The sequence below is a fragment of the Citrobacter sp. Cu096 genome (assembly GCF_030332285.1).
GTDB classification, from domain to species: domain Bacteria; phylum Pseudomonadota; class Gammaproteobacteria; order Enterobacterales; family Enterobacteriaceae; genus Citrobacter; species Citrobacter meridianamericanus.
Map to the genome: position 1 here is coordinate 200,705 of NZ_JAOWID010000030.1, position 16,144 is coordinate 216,848.

The 16,144-nt window shown below is 53.6% G+C and carries 14 protein-coding genes; 7 read left to right on the forward strand and 7 right to left on the reverse strand.

The features are described from left to right. Positions 1-20 precede the first annotated feature (20 nt). Positions 21-347 carry a DUF2502 domain-containing protein YpeC gene (gene ypeC / locus OGX99_RS15295; protein ID WP_137384261.1) on the reverse strand — a complete coding sequence of 109 codons (327 nt, stop codon included), beginning with the start codon at positions 345-347 and terminating at the stop codon, positions 21-23. Positions 348-484: 137 nt separating this feature from the next. Continuing rightward, complete coding sequence (mgrA, locus tag OGX99_RS15300; RefSeq protein WP_151217575.1) at positions 485-1,474, reverse strand: L-glyceraldehyde 3-phosphate reductase; 990 nt, start codon at positions 1,472-1,474, stop codon at positions 485-487. A gap of 181 nt (positions 1,475-1,655) precedes the next feature. On the opposite strand from mgrA, the gene OGX99_RS15305 reads away from it, so the two are divergent. Continuing rightward, the gene (locus tag OGX99_RS15305) at positions 1,656-3,308 is read left to right on the forward strand and encodes an alpha-keto acid decarboxylase family protein (protein ID WP_210904505.1); all 1,653 of its coding nucleotides are present in this window, start codon (positions 1,656-1,658) and stop codon (positions 3,306-3,308) included. On the opposite strand, the gene OGX99_RS15310 is transcribed toward OGX99_RS15305, so the two are convergent. After that, the gene (locus OGX99_RS15310; RefSeq protein WP_286544116.1) at positions 3,309-4,544 is read right to left on the reverse strand and encodes an ion channel protein; all 1,236 of its coding nucleotides are present in this window, start codon (positions 4,542-4,544) and stop codon (positions 3,309-3,311) included. Between the two features lie 204 nt (positions 4,545-4,748). On the opposite strand from OGX99_RS15310, the gene glk reads away from it, so the two are divergent. The 6 genes from glk to ptsP all read left to right on the forward strand — a co-directional run bounded on the left by glk (position 4,749) and on the right by ptsP (position 12,162). After that, positions 4,749-5,714 (forward strand): glucokinase, encoded by a 966-nt coding sequence (glk, locus tag OGX99_RS15315; protein WP_151217573.1) that lies wholly within the window; start codon positions 4,749-4,751, stop codon positions 5,712-5,714. A 191-nt stretch (positions 5,715-5,905) separates the two neighbouring features. After that, on the forward strand, positions 5,906-6,232 hold the full coding sequence (locus tag OGX99_RS15320) for a PTS fructose transporter subunit IIB (protein WP_286544119.1): 327 nt from the start codon (positions 5,906-5,908) through the stop codon (positions 6,230-6,232). A gap of 20 nt (positions 6,233-6,252) precedes the next feature. Next, complete coding sequence (locus tag OGX99_RS15325) at positions 6,253-7,500, forward strand: PTS fructose transporter subunit IIC (RefSeq protein WP_151217572.1); 1,248 nt, start codon at positions 6,253-6,255, stop codon at positions 7,498-7,500. Positions 7,501-7,517: 17 nt separating this feature from the next. Beyond that, positions 7,518-8,603, forward strand: a complete 1,086-nt coding sequence (ypdF, locus tag OGX99_RS15330; protein WP_151217571.1) for an aminopeptidase — start codon at positions 7,518-7,520, stop codon at positions 8,601-8,603. Continuing rightward, positions 8,603-9,643 (forward strand): aminopeptidase, encoded by a 1,041-nt coding sequence (gene ypdE, locus OGX99_RS15335; protein ID WP_151224060.1) that lies wholly within the window; start codon positions 8,603-8,605, stop codon positions 9,641-9,643. The genes ypdF and ypdE overlap by 1 nt, the downstream gene beginning before the upstream one ends. Before the next feature lie 23 nt (positions 9,644-9,666). After that, positions 9,667-12,162 (forward strand): phosphoenolpyruvate--protein phosphotransferase, encoded by a 2,496-nt coding sequence (ptsP, locus tag OGX99_RS15340; RefSeq protein ID WP_286544123.1) that lies wholly within the window; start codon positions 9,667-9,669, stop codon positions 12,160-12,162. A gap of 43 nt (positions 12,163-12,205) precedes the next feature. Here the strand turns inward: ptsP and OGX99_RS15345 are convergent, their stop codons facing one another. The 4 genes from OGX99_RS15345 to OGX99_RS15360 are packed head-to-tail and all read right to left on the reverse strand — an operon-like array spanning position 12,206 to position 15,770. After that, positions 12,206-12,385 carry a hypothetical protein gene (locus OGX99_RS15345; RefSeq protein WP_151217566.1) on the reverse strand — a complete coding sequence of 60 codons (180 nt, stop codon included), beginning with the start codon at positions 12,383-12,385 and terminating at the stop codon, positions 12,206-12,208. Between the two features lie 59 nt (positions 12,386-12,444). Continuing rightward, entirely contained in the window at positions 12,445-13,308 is an 864-nt protein-coding gene (locus OGX99_RS15350; RefSeq protein WP_151217565.1) for an AraC family transcriptional regulator, read from the reverse strand. 15 nt (positions 13,309-13,323) lie between these two features. Continuing rightward, the gene (ypdB, locus tag OGX99_RS15355; protein ID WP_151217563.1) at positions 13,324-14,058 is read right to left on the reverse strand and encodes a two-component system response regulator YpdB; all 735 of its coding nucleotides are present in this window, start codon (positions 14,056-14,058) and stop codon (positions 13,324-13,326) included. 14 nt (positions 14,059-14,072) lie between these two features. After that, entirely contained in the window at positions 14,073-15,770 is a 1,698-nt protein-coding gene (locus tag OGX99_RS15360; protein ID WP_187258635.1) for a sensor histidine kinase, read from the reverse strand. Positions 15,771-16,144 lie beyond the last annotated feature (374 nt).

Consider the following 16,144-nt stretch of genomic DNA (forward strand, 5'->3'; position numbering starts at 1 on the left):
CTGCAGGCCCTTTTGTTACATTAATGTCGGTGCCCGTGACCGCGTCCACGCCCACGATGGTCATCGCGATCGTTCCAGCCTTCACGATAGCCGCGCTCATAAGCTTTGCGTTTATCCCAACCGCGATGATAGCCATTGTCATGACGCCACCAGCGATTTTTGCGCCACTCATAGTTATGGTGCCAGTAATCCCGGTCGCGCCAGCGTCCGCCATCCCAGTAGTTACCATAATTATCGCGATCGCCAATTTGTAATTTGATCGATGGCAGCAGGGTGATTTCGCCAGCGTTCGCGGCCAGCGGTGTAAAAGCCAATAAGACTGCCGCCAGAATCAGTGACCTGAACATGTTTTCTCTCCTTCACGATCGAGCCGTAGCCGGCCTGTTAATACAATATTACGGGGCAGTAAAGCCCCGTTTCATCGGCTTAACTCCTAAATCGTAAGTGAGAGCACTTTTTGTTAATAAATGTGTCTTTATTTCAATCAACTCAGGATGGCATCAATCTCCGTGCACTCTTCGGGCGTAAAGTGACGATTGGCCAGCATACCGACAGCATCTTCAATTTGCGCCGGTTTACTGGCACCAATCAGCACAGATGTGACGTTGTCATCCCGTAGCACCCACGCGAGCGCCATCTGAGAAAGCTTTTGTCCGCGTCGCTCTGCAATCACATTCAGCGCCCGCACCTTCTCCAGTTTCTCTGGCGTAATCTGATCCGGGTTCAGGAAACGACTGCCGCTTGCCGCACGAGAATCAGCAGGAATACCGTTCAGGTAGCGGTCGGTTAACTGCCCGCCTGCCAGCGGTGAAAAGGCGATACTGCCGACGCCTTTTTCCTGCAACAGCGACAGCAGGCCATCTTCGACCCAACGTTCAAACATGGAGTATTTGGGCTGATGGATAAGACATGGCGTACCTAAATCGTCGAGTATTTCAATCGCCTGCCTGGCAAGGTCTGCCGGGTAATTAGACAACCCGACGTACAACGCTTTACCCTGACGAACGATATGATCCAGCGCACGCATGGTTTCCCGGAGCGGCGTTTCAGGGTCGGGGCGATGGTGGTAAAAGATATCGACATATTCCAGTCCCAGTCGCTTCAGGCTTTGGTCGAGGCTGGCTATCAGGTATTTGCGTGAACCCCAGTCCCCGTAAGGCCCTTCCCACATGGTGTAGCCCGCTTTGGTGGAGATGATTAGCTCATCTCGCCATGGTAAAAAATCTTCCTGCAGGATGCGGCCAAAATTTCGTTCCGCTGAACCCGGCGGCGGACCATAGTTATTTGCCAGATCAAAATGGCTGATCCCAAGGTCGAATGCGCGCTGTAACAACGCCCGGCTATTCTCGACCTGCGTGGTATCACCAAAATTGTGCCACAAACCCAGCGAGACAATCGGCAGTTTAAGGCCGCTGTGCCCGCAACGGCGGTACTCCATTGTCTGGTAACGATTTTCATCAGCCTGATAAGCCATGTAGCCTCCTGTCGGATAACATAAGAGAATCAATGTATACGTTTACACCAGGCGTGTCGCAATGAAATTTTGGGTGAAAACTGTACATCCTGCTTTCCACCCCCTTCACCGCGACTTTCCTGGACAGCTAACCCAGTTCTTCGATACTCAACATGAGGTTACCGTCAGAAGGATAGCTGTCATGCAAACCCCGTATTCCGTTGCTGATTACCTGCTGGACAGACTGGCAGGCTGTGGCGTCGGCCATCTCTTTGGTGTGCCTGGCGATTATAATTTGCAGTTTCTTGACCATGTGATTGAACATCCCAGCGTACGTTGGGTCGGGTGTGCGAATGAGTTGAATGCGGCTTATGCTGCGGATGGCTATGCGCGGGTGTCTGGGGTGGGGGCGCTGCTCACCACGTTTGGCGTGGGCGAGTTAAGTGCGATTAACGGTATCGCAGGAAGTTATGCGGAATATGTTCCTGTTTTGCATATTGTTGGGGCACCCTGTCGCGGCGCACAGCGCCGCGGGGAGCTGATGCATCACACGCTGGGTGATGGTGACTTTCAACATTTTTATCGTATGCAACAGGCGGTGACGACGGCGAGCGCGGTACTGGATGAACAAAACGCCTGCTATGAAATTGACCGCGTGCTGCGAACAATGCTTATCGAACGCAGACCGGGCTATCTGATGTTACCTGCTGATGTGGCAAAACAGCCCGCGACGCCGCCGGATGACATTCTGACTGTTCCTTTGAGCGAACCGGAAAGTAGCGTGGCAGAGGCGTTTCGCTACCATGCCCGTGAAAGATTGCTGGACAGCCCGCGTGTCGCGCTGCTCGCGGACTTTCTCGCGCTACGTTTTGGGCTGCAGCCGGTTTTACAACGCTGGATGGCGGAGACGCCGATGGCCCATGCCACGCTGTTGATGGGCAAAGGGCTGTTCGATGAACGTCATCCGGCGTTTGTTGGCACGTACAGTGCTGGTGCCAGTAGCGATTATGTTCGTCTGGCTATCGAGGATGCCGACACGATATTTTGTGTCGGCACACAATTTGTCGACACCCTGACCGCCGGGTTTACGCAACAGCTACCGCAGGAGCGCACCATTGAGGTTCAGCCTCATGCCTCACGGATTGGAACCAGCTGGTTTAACATCCCGATGGAGCAGGCGGTCACCACATTGCGGGAGCTGTGTCTGGAAATGTCGTTTTCACTGCCGCCAGAACGTCCGCCAGTTACGCGCACTCTGGTTGAGAAGGGACCTCTGACGCAGGAAAACTTCTGGCATACGGTGCAGCAGTATCTGGCGCCTAATGACATTATCCTTGTTGACCAGGGAACCGCAGCCTTTGGCGCGGCTGCGCTCTCGCTACCCGGCGGCGCGGAGGTGCTCGTTCAGCCTTTGTGGGGATCGATCGGCTATGCGCTCCCGGCTGCATTCGGCGCGCAAACCGCCTGTCCGGAGCGCCGAGTGGTCCTGATTATTGGCGACGGCGCGGCGCAGCTCACCATTCAGGAACTGGGTTCTATGCTAAGAGATGGGCAGTCTCCCGTTATTTTGCTGCTTAATAATGATGGTTACACCGTGGAGCGGGCCATACATGGGGCAACTCAGCGTTATAACGATATCGCCGCCTGGAGCTGGACGCAGGTGCCGCAGGCGTTTAGTCGTGAATGTCAGGCGGAATGCTGGCGAGTGACGCAGGCTGTACAACTGGAGGAAGTGCTGGCCCGGTTGTGGCGCCCGCAACGATTGTCGTTAATTGAGGTGGTGCTTCCGAAAGCCGATCTTCCTGAGTTATTGCGCACGGTGACCCGTGCGCTGGAAACGCGTAACGGGGGATAGCTATTGATCAGGACGGCTGGCTATCATCATCGGCTTGCCCGCCAGCAGCAGCCAGGCGGGCAGCATGACAATGCACAGCAGCGGTAGCAGGGTCGTGTCTGGCACGACCACTGCTGCCATAAACAGGCTGAGCCAGGCGTCACGGGTGACGACCAGCACGAGCCCGAGAATCGCGCAGGAAACCGTGATAGCCGCCGGTACCGCTTCAACGTGGGCGTGCAGCATCAGCCCCAGCGCGACGCCAACGAACACTGCCGGGAAAATTCGCCCGCCGCGAAAACCACTCGCTGCAGCCACCACCAACGCCGCCAGCTTAATGATGGCGAGCATGAAATAATCCGATGTGCCCAGCGTCTGACTAAACGCCATTTGCTGCATTTCATCCAGCCCCTTAAATAAGGTAAGCGGCCCACCGATAACGCCCAAAATACCGAGGATAAAGCCGCCAACCCCAAGGATCAGCACCGGGTGCTTTAATCGATGCATTACATGATGCAAACGCGGCAGACACCAGACGGCTACCATTCCGGCAGCAATAGCGATGGCGGCCACGACCGCACCGCTGAGAATGTCGATCAAGTGCATCTGCGTGTAGTGCGCGATGGGCAGTGAAAAATGAGGGTGAAAAAACAGGCTGGTGGTCAGCGAGCCCGCCGCCGCGGCCATTAACGGCGCAAACAGGCGATCCCACAAGGGAACATCGTTCGAGCTATTCAGCGTTTGTGAAAACACCAGCGCGGCGGCAACGGGGGTGCCAAATAGCGCCCCGATGGTGCCGGCAGAGGCGAGAATAGTCCAGTCCAGCTTTGCAATGCGGGGGAACATGCGGCTACCGAGCGCCACTGTCAGTGCGATATTCACCGTCATGATGGGGTGTTCCGGTCCCAGACTGACGCCACCCGCGAGGCCAAGGATGAGCGCGGCCAGCAGACCCGGTATTGCTGACGTTGGGACCGGCATACCAATTAATGGTTCACAAGCCGGATCCGGACCTGCATGGCCGTGGCTGTAGCGGATGACAACGCCAACCATCAATCCGATCAGCGTGAGCATTCCGATAATCCACAGCGGAGAGTCATGGGCGATTCCGATTCCAGCGGGCAAACGCTCCCATAAAAAAAGCTGTAAAACAGAAGCCACTTTCATCACAACGATCAACACCAGGCTGGACGCTATGCCAATGATGAGCGCCGGAGTTGATAGTAACAGCATCGTTCTGGCTCGCGGATGGAGCATTTTCTATTCCTTAAAACAGAGTCATAGACATAGTTTGCACAGCCAGCCTGACGGCATCGCTGCAAATGGTGCTGAAACGATAAAGTAATTGTGTGATCTGGATCGATTTTCCACGGGCATCAGCTTTTAGACCGTTGTTGTTATGCCCCCATGAATTTACAGTGTGGCAAAGATTTATTTTGACTTTAGCGGAGCAGTAGAAGAATGACAAAATATGCTTTAGTAGGTGACGTTGGTGGCACCAACGCGCGTCTTGCTCTGTGCGATATTGCCAGCGGCGAGATTTCGCAGGCAAAAACCTATTCCGGGCTGGATTACCCAAGCCTTGAGGCCGTGGTGCGCGTGTACCTGGATGAGCATAGCGTCAGCGTTGAAGATGGCTGCATTGCCATTGCCTGTCCGATCACCGGCGACTGGGTGGCAATGACCAATCATACCTGGGCATTCTCTATTGCTGAGATGAAAAAAAATCTGGGCTTCAGCCATCTGGAAATTATCAATGATTTCACCGCTGTATCGATGGCGATTCCGATGCTGAAAAAAGAGCATTTGATCCAATTTGGCGGCGCGGAACCTGTCGAAGGTAAACCGATTGCGGTCTATGGTGCCGGAACCGGACTCGGCGTGGCGCATCTGGTGCACGTGGATAAACGTTGGGTGAGCCTGCCCGGCGAAGGCGGTCATGTAGATTTTGCGCCTAACAGCGAAGAAGAAGGGATTATCCTTGAAGTTCTGCGCGCCGAAATTGGTCATGTTTCCGCGGAACGCGTGTTGTCCGGACCGGGTTTGGTGAATCTGTATCGCGCTATCGTTAAGTCTGACGGGCGGCTGCCGGAAAATCTGCAGCCGAAGGATATCACTGAACGTGCGCTGGCTGACTCCTGTATCGACTGTCGTCGGGCGCTGTCACTGTTTTGCGTCATCATGGGGCGTTTTGGCGGCGATTTGGCGTTAACGCTGGGGACATTTGGCGGCGTATACATCGCTGGCGGTATCGTCCCGCGCTTCCTCGACTTCTTTAAGGCTTCAGGCTTCCGCGGTGGTTTTGAAGATAAAGGCCGTTTTAAAGCCTACGTCCAGGACATCCCAGTATATCTGATTGTGCATGATAACCCGGGCCTGCTGGGTTCCGGCGCACATCTGCGCCAGGCACTGGGACATATTTTATAATTGCTTCGCAAAAAACCTGCAAAGCCGCGTTATTTACGCGGCTTTTTTATGCCTGCCGCCCGCCTTTCCGACCTTCGTCACACTTCCTGCTTGCGGGATTATTTGTACAGTAAAAGCATTATTTCTCTGGTAACGATCGTTCCTTTTCCCGGACCATAATTTCACTCGTTAACTATTACGAGGAAATGAATATGAGCAAAAAATTGATTGCTGTTTGTGCATGCCCGATGGGGCTGGCCCATACCTTTATGGCGGCTCAGGCGCTGGAAGAAGCGGCGGTTGAAGCGGGTTATGAAGTAAAAATTGAAACCCAGGGCGCGGATGGAATTCAAAACCGTTTGACGGCGCAGGATATCGCAGAGGCGAAGTTAATCATTCACTCCGTCGCCGTCACCCCTGAAGACAACGAGCGTTTTGAGTCGCGTGACGTCTATGAAATTACGTTACAGGACGCGATAAAAAATGCAGCCGGCATCATTAAAGAGATCGAAGAGATGGTTGCCGCTGAACAACAATAATTATCGACAGGGAATCACGTATGGCCATTAAAAAACGCAGTGCAACCGTTGTGCCTGGCGCATCTGGTGCCGCAGCGGCAATAAAAAATCCACCGGCCTCCCGCAATAGCTTCTGGGGCGAACTTCCGCAACATGTGATGTCGGGTATTTCACGCATGGTGCCGACGTTAATTATGGGCGGGGTCATTCTCGCCTTCTCACAGCTGATCGCCTATAGCTGGCTCGATATACCTGCTGACACTGGCATCATGGATGCGTTGAACAGCGGAAAATTCACCGGTTTCAATCTCGCATTACTGAAATTTGCCTGGCTGTCGCAATCTTTTGGCGGCGTGCTGTTTGGCTTTGCTATCCCGATGTTTGCCGCGTTCGTCGCCAACTCAATCGGTGGCAAGCTGGCATTTCCCGCGGGGTTCATCGGTGGTCTGATGTCCACCCAGCCCACGCAAGTACTGAATTTTGACCCAGCGACGCTGCAATGGGCAACCAGTGCTCCTGTTCCGTCAACTTTTATTGGCGCGCTGATTATCTCGATTGTTGCCGGGTATCTGGTGAAGTGGATGAACCAAAAAATCCAGTTGCCTGATTTCCTGCTGGCGTTCAAAACCACCTTTTTACTGCCCATTCTTTCCGCCATTTTCGTCATGCTGGCGATGTATTACGTGATAACGCCGTTTGGCGGCTGGATCAACGGCGGAATTCGTACTCTGCTGACGGCGGCCGGAGAGAGAGGCACGCTGATGTATGCAATGGGGATTTCCGCAGCAACGGCGATTGACCTCGGCGGTCCTATCAATAAGGCTGCAGGATTCGTCGCTTTTAGCTTTACCACCGATCACGTTCTGCCGGTAACCGCGCGTTCTATTGCGATTGTGATCCCTCCAATTGGTCTCGGGCTGGCCACGCTTATTGACCGTCGCTTAACCGGTAAACGTTTGTTCAGCGCACAGCTCTACCCGCAGGGAAAAACGGCGATGTTCCTCGCGTTTATGGGTATCAGCGAAGGGGCGATCCCGTTTGCGTTGGAAAGCCCCATCACGGCAATTCCTTCCTATATGGTGGGTGCTATTGTCGGATCGACGACAGCCGTCTGGCTGGGGGCGGTGCAGTGGTTCCCGGAATCGGCTATCTGGGCATGGCCGCTGGTGACTAACCTCGGCGTCTATATGGCGGGGATCCTGTTAGGCGCGGTGATTACGGCATTGATGGTGGTGTTCCTGCGTAACATGATGTATCGCAAAGGCAAATTGCTGATTGAAAGCCTCTGATTAAAAGGATTGTGACCATGAGCTTACTTGCCTCACTGCGTGACTGGCTAACGGCGCAACATCTCGACGCGATGCTGCTGTCCTCTCGGCAGAATAAACAGCCGCATATAGGGATCTCCAGCAGTTCTGGGTTTGTGTTTATCAGCCATAAAAGCGCGCATATTCTGGTCGATGCCCGTTACTACACTGATGTCGCTACGCGTACTCAGGGCTATCAGATCCATCTACTCGATGGAACGCACACGCTGTATTCGCGGGTGAATCACATCATTGCGGACGAAAAGCTGCAGACGGTGGGGTTCGAAGGTGAGCAGGTAAGCTGGGAAACGGCGAGCGCGTGGTCGGGTAAACTGCACGCCCGACTGGTGAGCGCCGTACCGGATGTGCTTCGGCAGATAAAAACGGCGCAGGAGATAGCCAGCATTCGCGAGGCCTGCCGAATTGCAGATCTTAGCGTTGAACATATTCGCCGCTTTATTCAACCCGGTCTCAGCGAACGTGAAATCGCCGCTGAACTGGAGTGGTATATGCGTACGCTCGGCGCAGATAAAGCCTCTTTTGACACCATTGTTGCCAGCGGCTGGCGCGGCGCACTGCCGCACGGTAAAGCCAGTGATAAGCGTGTCGAGGCAGGTGAGTTCATCACGCTGGATTTTGGTGCGCAGTATCAGGGCTATTGTTCGGATATGACGCGAACCTTTCGCATCCCAGATGCCAGCCAGCCAGCGGAAGAGAGTCCTTTGTTTTCCGTCTATCAGATTGTACTGGCGGCACATCGTGCGGCGGTGGCGGCAATTCGACCGGGTCGGCGCTGTCATGAAGTGGACGAAGCTGCCCGTCAGGTGATTGCTCAGGCAGGCTACGGCGATAATTTCGGCCACAATACCGGACACGCTATCGGCATTGAGGTGCATGAAAACCCGCGCTTTTCTCCCTCTGACATGACCCCTCTGGCGGCTGGCATGCTGCTCACAGTTGAACCGGGTATTTATCTGCCGGGGCAGGGAGGTGTGCGTATTGAGGATGTCGTGCTGGTGACGCCAGACGGCGGTGAGGCGCTCTACACCATGGCGAAAACATTGTTACACACGGGGGAGGCGTAATGGACTTATCGCTACTGAAAGCGCTGAGCGAGGCGGATGCGATCGCTTCTTCAGAACAGGAAGTGCGACAGATCTTGCTTGAGGAGGCGGATCGCCTGCACAAAGAAGTGCGCTTTGATGGTCTGGGATCGGTACTGATCCGTCTGAATGAATCAGCGGGGCCGAAGGTAATGATCTGCGCGCACATGGATGAAGTGGGATTTATCGTGCGCAGTATTTCCAGCGAAGGGGCGATTGATGTCTTACCGGTGGGAAATGTGCGCATGGCGGCCAGACAACTGCAGCCGGTGCGGATCACCACCCGCGAAGAGAGCAAAATCCCCGGTCTGCTTGACGGCGAGCGTAGCGGCAATGATGTGAGCGCGCTGCGGGTGGACATTGGCGCGCACTCTTATGAAGAGGTGCTTCAGGCCGGCGTCCGTCCGGGCGATCGTGTCACCTTTGACACCACCTTTCAGGTTTTGCCGCACCAACGAGTGATGGGCAAAGCCTTTGATGACCGGCTTGGGTGCTATTTGCTGGTGGCGCTACTGCGTGAATGGCATCACGCCACTCTCCCTTGTGAAGTTTGGCTGGTAGCCAGTTCCAGTGAAGAAGTGGGATTGCGCGGCGGACAAACGGCAGCACGCGCGGTCGCACCGGATGTGGCGATCGTGTTGGATACCGCCTGCTGGGGCAAAAACTTTGATTATGGTACGGCCAACCATCGGCAGCTCGGCAAAGGTCCGATGCTGGTGTTAAGCGATAAATCGCTGATTGCGCCACCAAAACTGACGGCTTGGGTTGAAAGCGTGGCCGCTGACGCGGGCATTTCCCTGCAAATCGATATGTTCAGTAACGGCGGTACTGACGGCGGGGCGGTGCACGTCAGCGGCACGGGGATCCCAACGGTTGTTATGGGGCCCGCCACGCGGCATGGGCACTGCGCTGCATCGATTGCCGACTGTCATGACATCATTCAGACGCAGCAATTGTTATCGGCTCTTATTTCACATCTTACGTGCGAAACCGTGGCTCATCTGACGGATTTCAGATGCTGATTTCGCGCTAATCAGGAGTTGTTATGCTTACGATTCAATTTCTTTGCCCGTTACCCAACGGCCTGCATGCGCGCCCTGCATGGGAGCTGAAAGAGCAGTGCAACCAGTGGCAAAGTGAGGTGATATTTATTAACCATCGCCAGAATGTGAGGGCGGATGCGAAAAGTTCGCTGGCGCTGATTGGCACCGGGACGCTGTTTAACGACAGCTGTAGCCTGGCCATCACTGGTCGCGATGAAGAACAGGCCCGGCGAGCGCTGGAGGAGTATCTCCAGCATCGGTTTATTGACAGCGACAGCGTTCAGCCGACGCAGGCGGAACTGGCGGCGCATCCGTTGCCGCGTTCGTTGATTCGCCTAAATCCAGACCTTCTTTATGGTACTGTGCTGGCAGGGGGCGTGGGGGCGGGGACGCTCACGCTTTGGCAGAGCAATAATCTGGAAAGCTATCGCGTGATAGCGGCGAGTGCTGAAGACAATACCCGACTTGAGCACAGTCTGGCGACGCTAGCCGAACAGCTCAATCAGCAGCTGCGCGAGCGCGATGGTGAGAGTAAAACCATCCTTAGCGCGCATCTGTCGCTGATTCAGGACGACGAGTTTGCCGGGAACATTCGCCGCTTAATGCTGGAGCAGCATCTGGGGCTAGGCGCGGCGATTATCGTCAATATGGAGCAGGTATGCGCCAGGCTGTCGGCCTCCGGTAGCGATTATCTGCGCGAGCGCGTCAGCGATATCCGTGATATCAGCGAACAGTTGCTGCACATCACCTGGCCTGAAAGACGACCGCGTAATGCGCTGGTGCTAAATAAACCGACAATTCTGGTTGCTGAGGATTTGACGCCCAGCCAGTTTTTAAGCCTTGATTTGCAACATCTTTCTGGCATGATCCTCGAGAAAACAGGGCGCACCTCGCATACCCTGATCCTCGCCCGTGCGTCGGCTATTCCAGTGCTTAGCGGCTTGCCGCTGGAGGCTATCAGCCGCTATGCAGGACAGCAGGCAGTACTGGATGCGCGTTGTGGGGTGATGTCCATCAATCCGGACGAGGCGGTTCGCGGCTATTACGCGATTGCGCAGAGGCTCGCTGATGAATGCCAGCGACGCCAGGCGCTTGATGCTGCCCAATCCGCGCTGACCAAAGATAATCAGCGTATTGACGTTGCGGCGAATATTGGTACCGCGTTGGAAGCGCCGGGAGCGTTTGCCAATGGCGCGGAAGGGATTGGTCTGTTTCGGACTGAAATGCTGTTTATGGACCGCGACAGCGCGCCTGATGAGCAGGAACAGTTTGAAGCCTACCAGCAGGTCTTATTGGCCGCGGGCGACAAGCCGGTTATCTTTCGCACCATGGATATTGGCGGTGATAAGAACATTCGCTATCTCAATATTCCGCAAGAAGAGAATCCGTTCCTGGGCTACCGTGCGGTGCGGATTTATCCGGAGTTTGCTGGACTGTTTCGCACGCAGTTACGCGCTATTTTACGTGCGGCGACCTTCGGTAATGCACAACTGATGATCCCGATGGTACACAGTCTCGACCAGATTTTATGGGTAAAAAACGAACTGCAGAAAGCGATGGTTGAGCTGAAAACCGACGGTTTACGCCATGCCTCAACCATTCCGCTGGGGATTATGGTTGAAGTGCCATCGGTGTGTTACATCATCGACCATTTCTGCGATGAGGTGGATTTCTTCAGTATTGGTTCAAACGATATGACCCAGTACCTGTACGCCGTCGATCGTAATAACCCGCGCGTTTCGCCGCTGTACAACCCGATTACGCCCTCGTTCCTGCGTATGTTACAGCAGATTATCCGCGTGGCGCACGAGCGCGGTAAATGGGTGGGTATTTGTGGGGAACTGGGCGGGGAAGGACGCTATTTACCCCTGCTGCTGGGCTTAGGGCTCGACGAGCTGAGCATGAGCAGTCCACGCATTCCGGCGGTGAAAAGCCAGCTTCGTCAACTGGACAGCCACGCATGCCGTGAACTCGCCATGCAGGCCTGTGAGCGCCGTAGCGCTCAGGAGATAGAAGATCTGCTCAACCAGTTTGCACCGCAGAAAGATGTGCGTCCGCTGCTGGCGCTGGAGAATATTTTCGTTGGTGAGCCACTGACCAATAAAGAGCAGGTGATTCAGTTTCTGTGCGGCAATCTTGGCGTTAATGGGCGAACTGAATATCCGTTTGAGCTGGAAGAGGATGTTTGGCAGCGCGAAGAGATCGTCACCACCGCCGTCGGTTTTGGCGTGGCTATCCCGCACACAAAATCTCAGTGGATCCGCCACTCCAGCATCAGCATTGCCCGACTTTTGCAACCCGTTGACTGGCAGTCTGAGATGGGTGACGTGGAACTGGTGATCATGCTGACGCTGGGTGCCGATGAAGGCATTAATCACGTGAAGGTCTTCTCACAGTTGGCGCGCAAGCTTGTGAACAAGCAGTTCCGCCAGTCGCTGTTTGCCGCTGAAAATGCTGACAGTATTCTGGCGCTGCTGGAGGCGGAACTGACGTTTTAAGTTTGACAGCAAGAGTGGATAAGAGGGTCAGAAAGGGAAATTATCAATCAGAGAACGGTAGTTTCCCGGCCCTCAACAACGTCATCTCTTGTTTGCAGAGCAGCACTACCGCTTCGCGACCCTTTACACGATGAGAGGTGAGAGCTCTTTTCACGGTCCGACGATCCGTACCTGATTCCAGCATCTGATAACACATCAGGGAGAGTGCACGTCTGTTTTTCATTGCATATTCACTTTATTGATTAAGTCTGCGGGGTATTAAACCCGTTGATGCTGTCTCAATCAACGTGCAGATTGAAAACGTGCGCCATACTCACCCGGCGTCAGACCAAACTGACGCCGGAACAGGCGGCAGAAATAATCACTGTCCTGATATCCACACCGTTGTGCGACTTCGCTAATCGACAGATGGTATTTCTGTAATATGATGCGTGCCTTCGCCATTCTGACCCACCGCAGATACTCGACAAATCCCATAGTGCCGTGCTGGGCAAACACTTTTGACAGGTGATTGGGAGTGATATTGAAAAATTGGGCCACACTTTCCCGGGTCAGCGGTTGGGCATAGTTATCCTGTACCCAATTACACATACTGTGATAGAGAAATTCAGTGCGTGGACGCTCAGTTTCAGGGCGCGTATTCACCACGCTACGACACAGATGCAGCAGGCTAAGCACCAGCGGTTGAATGATATCCTGAGCCTGAGGAGAGCGGCTTAAATGGGTTAATGCAGTTAGCATCGCCTCGCCTTCACCGCGTTGCGGATGCGGTAACTCAATCCGGCGTAGCGGGCGCAACAGCGATGCGGTTCGGTTATCGTAAAATGAGAGCCCCAGCCAGGCCGGAGAAAAAACCAGGCTCAGCAGCATTACGGGCTTATCGCTGCCAGGCTGATTCGCCGCTTTCGCCGGGATAAACAGCATGTCGCCTTCTGGCAGACTGTATTGCTTTTTTTCCAGTCGGTTGCTGTATTCGCCACGTAAAACGATATCGAGGCGCGGAAGATCAATACATAAACTACCACCTGGTAGCGTAGTGGGATGGGTCGCGAACCATACGCGCCCCAGGCGCTGCGGGTTTAATACCAGGCCACTGAACAGATCGGCGAAAAACTGTTGGTCTGCGGGTAGGCCTGGCTCTTTCATCGCTCTTTCTCTGCGCTATAAATGCATTAACTGTCTGAACTCTTTCACTTTACTCCGACTAACCGGGATTTCAAATTCCAGATCTTTTAAGCGCAAAATGTAGGTGTTGTTAAACCAGGGTTCAATCTCGCGGATTTTATTCAGATTCACGCAAAACGAGCGGTGGCAGCGAAAGAAATGCGAGGCGGGCAATTTACTGCAAAATTCGGTGATGTTCATCGGCATTACGTATGATTCACGTCGGGTGTAGACAAACGTCATCTTTTCATGGGCTTCTGCGTAGTAGATGTCGTTGATCGGAGTGACGATGATCCGCTCATCTTTGATGAGATTGATCGTGTCGTTCTCGCGGGCCACCGGACTGGCGGGCAAGGTTCCCGTTTGCTGTTGCTGCCAGGCGGCTTGCAGTTTTTGCAACATCCCGACGATGCGTGATTCCTGATACGGCTTCAGAATGTAGTCGAAGGCTTCCAGTTCAAAGGCTTCGACGGCGTGCTCTTTCCACGCGGTAATAAAGACAATAAAAGGCTTGTGCGCGAACTGACTGATATTTTGCGCCAACAGTACGCCATCCAGCGAGGGAATATTGATATCCAGAAAAATGGCGTCCACGCGGTTGTGCTGGAGATATTTCAGCACGTCCAGACCGTCGTCAAATGTGCCGACAATCTCCATCTGGCTGTGCTCTTTTATCAGCCAGCTCAGTTCCTGTTGGGCCAGGAATTCATCTTCGACAATGATGACTTTCACGACTTCACTCCTGGTTAAAGCAATAATGTAGCCGGTGCGGCTGCGGGCGAATGCTGATTCGGCACATAAAAGGCAATCTCAGTGCCTGGTTCCAGACGGCGGATATGTAAGCCTTCACCGTAGAGTAGCTTAACGCGATGATGCACATTCAGCAGACCAATTTTATTGCCCGGCATTTCATTGGATTCGACCCGTTCAATCACTTTTGGATCGATACCGTGGCCGGTATCCCGCACAGCAATACGAACCCGATTGCCGCACTCTGCAACGCTGATGGTAACCACGCCTTTCCCTTTGCAGGGCTGAATCCCATGGACGATAGCGTTTTCTACCAGCGGCTGAATCAGCAGGCTGGGAATATAACAGCTTACCTCTTCATCGATATCATAAATAACCGTGAGTTTGTCGCCAAAACGTGCCTGTTCGATGGCGATGTAATCTTTGATTTGATACAGCTCTTTTTTGATGTCGATCTGCTCATCGTCTTTTAATTCGATATTGTAGCGAAGATAACGCGACAAATTAAAAATGAGCTGGCGTGCGGTGTCTGGGTTAAGCCGTACCGAGGATGAAATCGCGTTCAGGGCGTTAAACAGGAAATGGGGATTTATTTTACTTTGTAGTGCGCGTAGCTCTGCCTTATTTGCCATTTCGCGTAGCTGTTCCGCCCGGGAAACTTCAAGCTGCGTCGAGATAATTTGCGACAGGCCGATGGCCATTTCCTGCAGCGAGGAGGTTATCTGGTGGGCGTGACAGTAGTAGATTTTTAGCGTACCGGTGACAACACCTTTCTCCCAAAGCGGGATAACCAGCATGGAGTGTATTTCCGGCGTGCGATGCGCTTCATCATTGTTTTTAATGATGATTTTTCCGTAATTGATCGCCTGCTGCGTGGTCGGACTGACGAAATCATCGTTATCGCGGTAGTTAAGTTCCCCCACGCCAACGTAGGCCAGAACGTGCTGGGTATTGGTAATTGCGACGGCGTCCGCATGGATGTCATGGCGAATAATTTCGCACACCTGGCGGAGCGACTCGCTGTTAACCTGCCGAAAAAGCGGTAAGGTTTTGTTGGCAATATCCAACGCCAGTTTGGCCTGCTTCGCGGCGCTGGCTTCTTTCTCACCTTCCACGCTTTGCACCAGCATGACGATAAAGCCAATGCAGACGCTGCCCAGGATCATTGGGATGCCGATTTTCGAGACAATATCCAGTCCCAGTGCTGTAGAGGGGGCCCAGGCGACGACGAGGATCATCGTCAGGGATTCGCACAGCATTCCGCCTAAAATGCCCGCGCGCCAGTGCTGCGTTTTCGGGATCTTACGGTTGATCCACCCTGCAATACAGCCAGCCAGAATACTGGTGATAAAGCAGGGCAGGGCGGTGACGCCGCCGATGTCGATCAGGTAGCGGTGAGTACCCGCGATGAGGCCCGTAATGATACCGACCCATGGACCAAACAGAATTCCCCCTGACATGACCGCGATAATACGCACGTTAACCAGCGAGCCTTCAACCGGTACGCCGGACCAGGTACTGAACAGGGCAAACATTGAGAAAATCGCGGTAACAGCGAGTAGCTCTTTCGGAGAGTGGGCTGATTTGTGTAACAGTTCGCGAAACAGGCGGATACGAATCAGGAAAAACAGACAAAACAGCATCAGTGCTGCCCGGTCAAATACCGCCAGCAGCATATTGAATATTTCGTGCACGGATGACTCTTGCGCAAGGGTTAAACCTCTATGATAGGTAACCTGGGCCAGGATGACCAGCGTCCACGCAGCATGTATCTAATGAGGAAAAACCATAATATTAAAAGGGGATTGTTGCGTGATTGTTGTATTTACAATACCTGTCCTGTCAGCGCTGCGCTCAAAGTAATGTAATTAACAACAAAATGTTAAATGAAGGTAATTTTAAGCGAGGTGTGAAAATGGTTATTTCCTCATTTTTACTGGTTGTTCCTCTTTTGTGTCAATTAAAAATATTTTGTTTTGCCTCTCGACAGAAGGAAATTATTCAGGCTATTTTCTAAACGTGCCACCATTGTGGCAGCGTCGCTCGGACGGTCCGGGCGCTAACGTTA

Excerpts from the sequence above, each read along its gene's own strand:
- ypdF (WP_151217571.1), top strand. The coding sequence starts at position 7,518 with ATGAGCTTACTTGCCTCACTGCGTGACTGGCTAACGGCGCAACATCTC.
- OGX99_RS15310 (WP_286544116.1), bottom strand. The coding sequence starts at position 4,544 with ATGCTCCATCCGCGAGCCAGAACGATGCTGTTACTATCAACTCCGGCG.
- OGX99_RS15350 (WP_151217565.1), bottom strand. The coding sequence starts at position 13,308 with ATGAAAGAGCCAGGCCTACCCGCAGACCAACAGTTTTTCGCCGATCTG.
- OGX99_RS15325 (WP_151217572.1), top strand. The coding sequence starts at position 6,253 with ATGGCCATTAAAAAACGCAGTGCAACCGTTGTGCCTGGCGCATCTGGT.
- ptsP (WP_286544123.1), top strand. The coding sequence starts at position 9,667 with ATGCTTACGATTCAATTTCTTTGCCCGTTACCCAACGGCCTGCATGCG.
- OGX99_RS15305 (WP_210904505.1), top strand. The coding sequence starts at position 1,656 with ATGCAAACCCCGTATTCCGTTGCTGATTACCTGCTGGACAGACTGGCA.
- ypdE (WP_151224060.1), top strand. The coding sequence starts at position 8,603 with ATGGACTTATCGCTACTGAAAGCGCTGAGCGAGGCGGATGCGATCGCT.
- mgrA (WP_151217575.1), bottom strand. The coding sequence starts at position 1,474 with ATGGCTTATCAGGCTGATGAAAATCGTTACCAGACAATGGAGTACCGC.
- OGX99_RS15320 (WP_286544119.1), top strand. The coding sequence starts at position 5,906 with ATGAGCAAAAAATTGATTGCTGTTTGTGCATGCCCGATGGGGCTGGCC.
- ypeC (WP_137384261.1), bottom strand. The coding sequence starts at position 347 with ATGTTCAGGTCACTGATTCTGGCGGCAGTCTTATTGGCTTTTACACCG.
- glk (WP_151217573.1), top strand. The coding sequence starts at position 4,749 with ATGACAAAATATGCTTTAGTAGGTGACGTTGGTGGCACCAACGCGCGT.
- OGX99_RS15345 (WP_151217566.1), bottom strand. The coding sequence starts at position 12,385 with ATGAAAAACAGACGTGCACTCTCCCTGATGTGTTATCAGATGCTGGAA.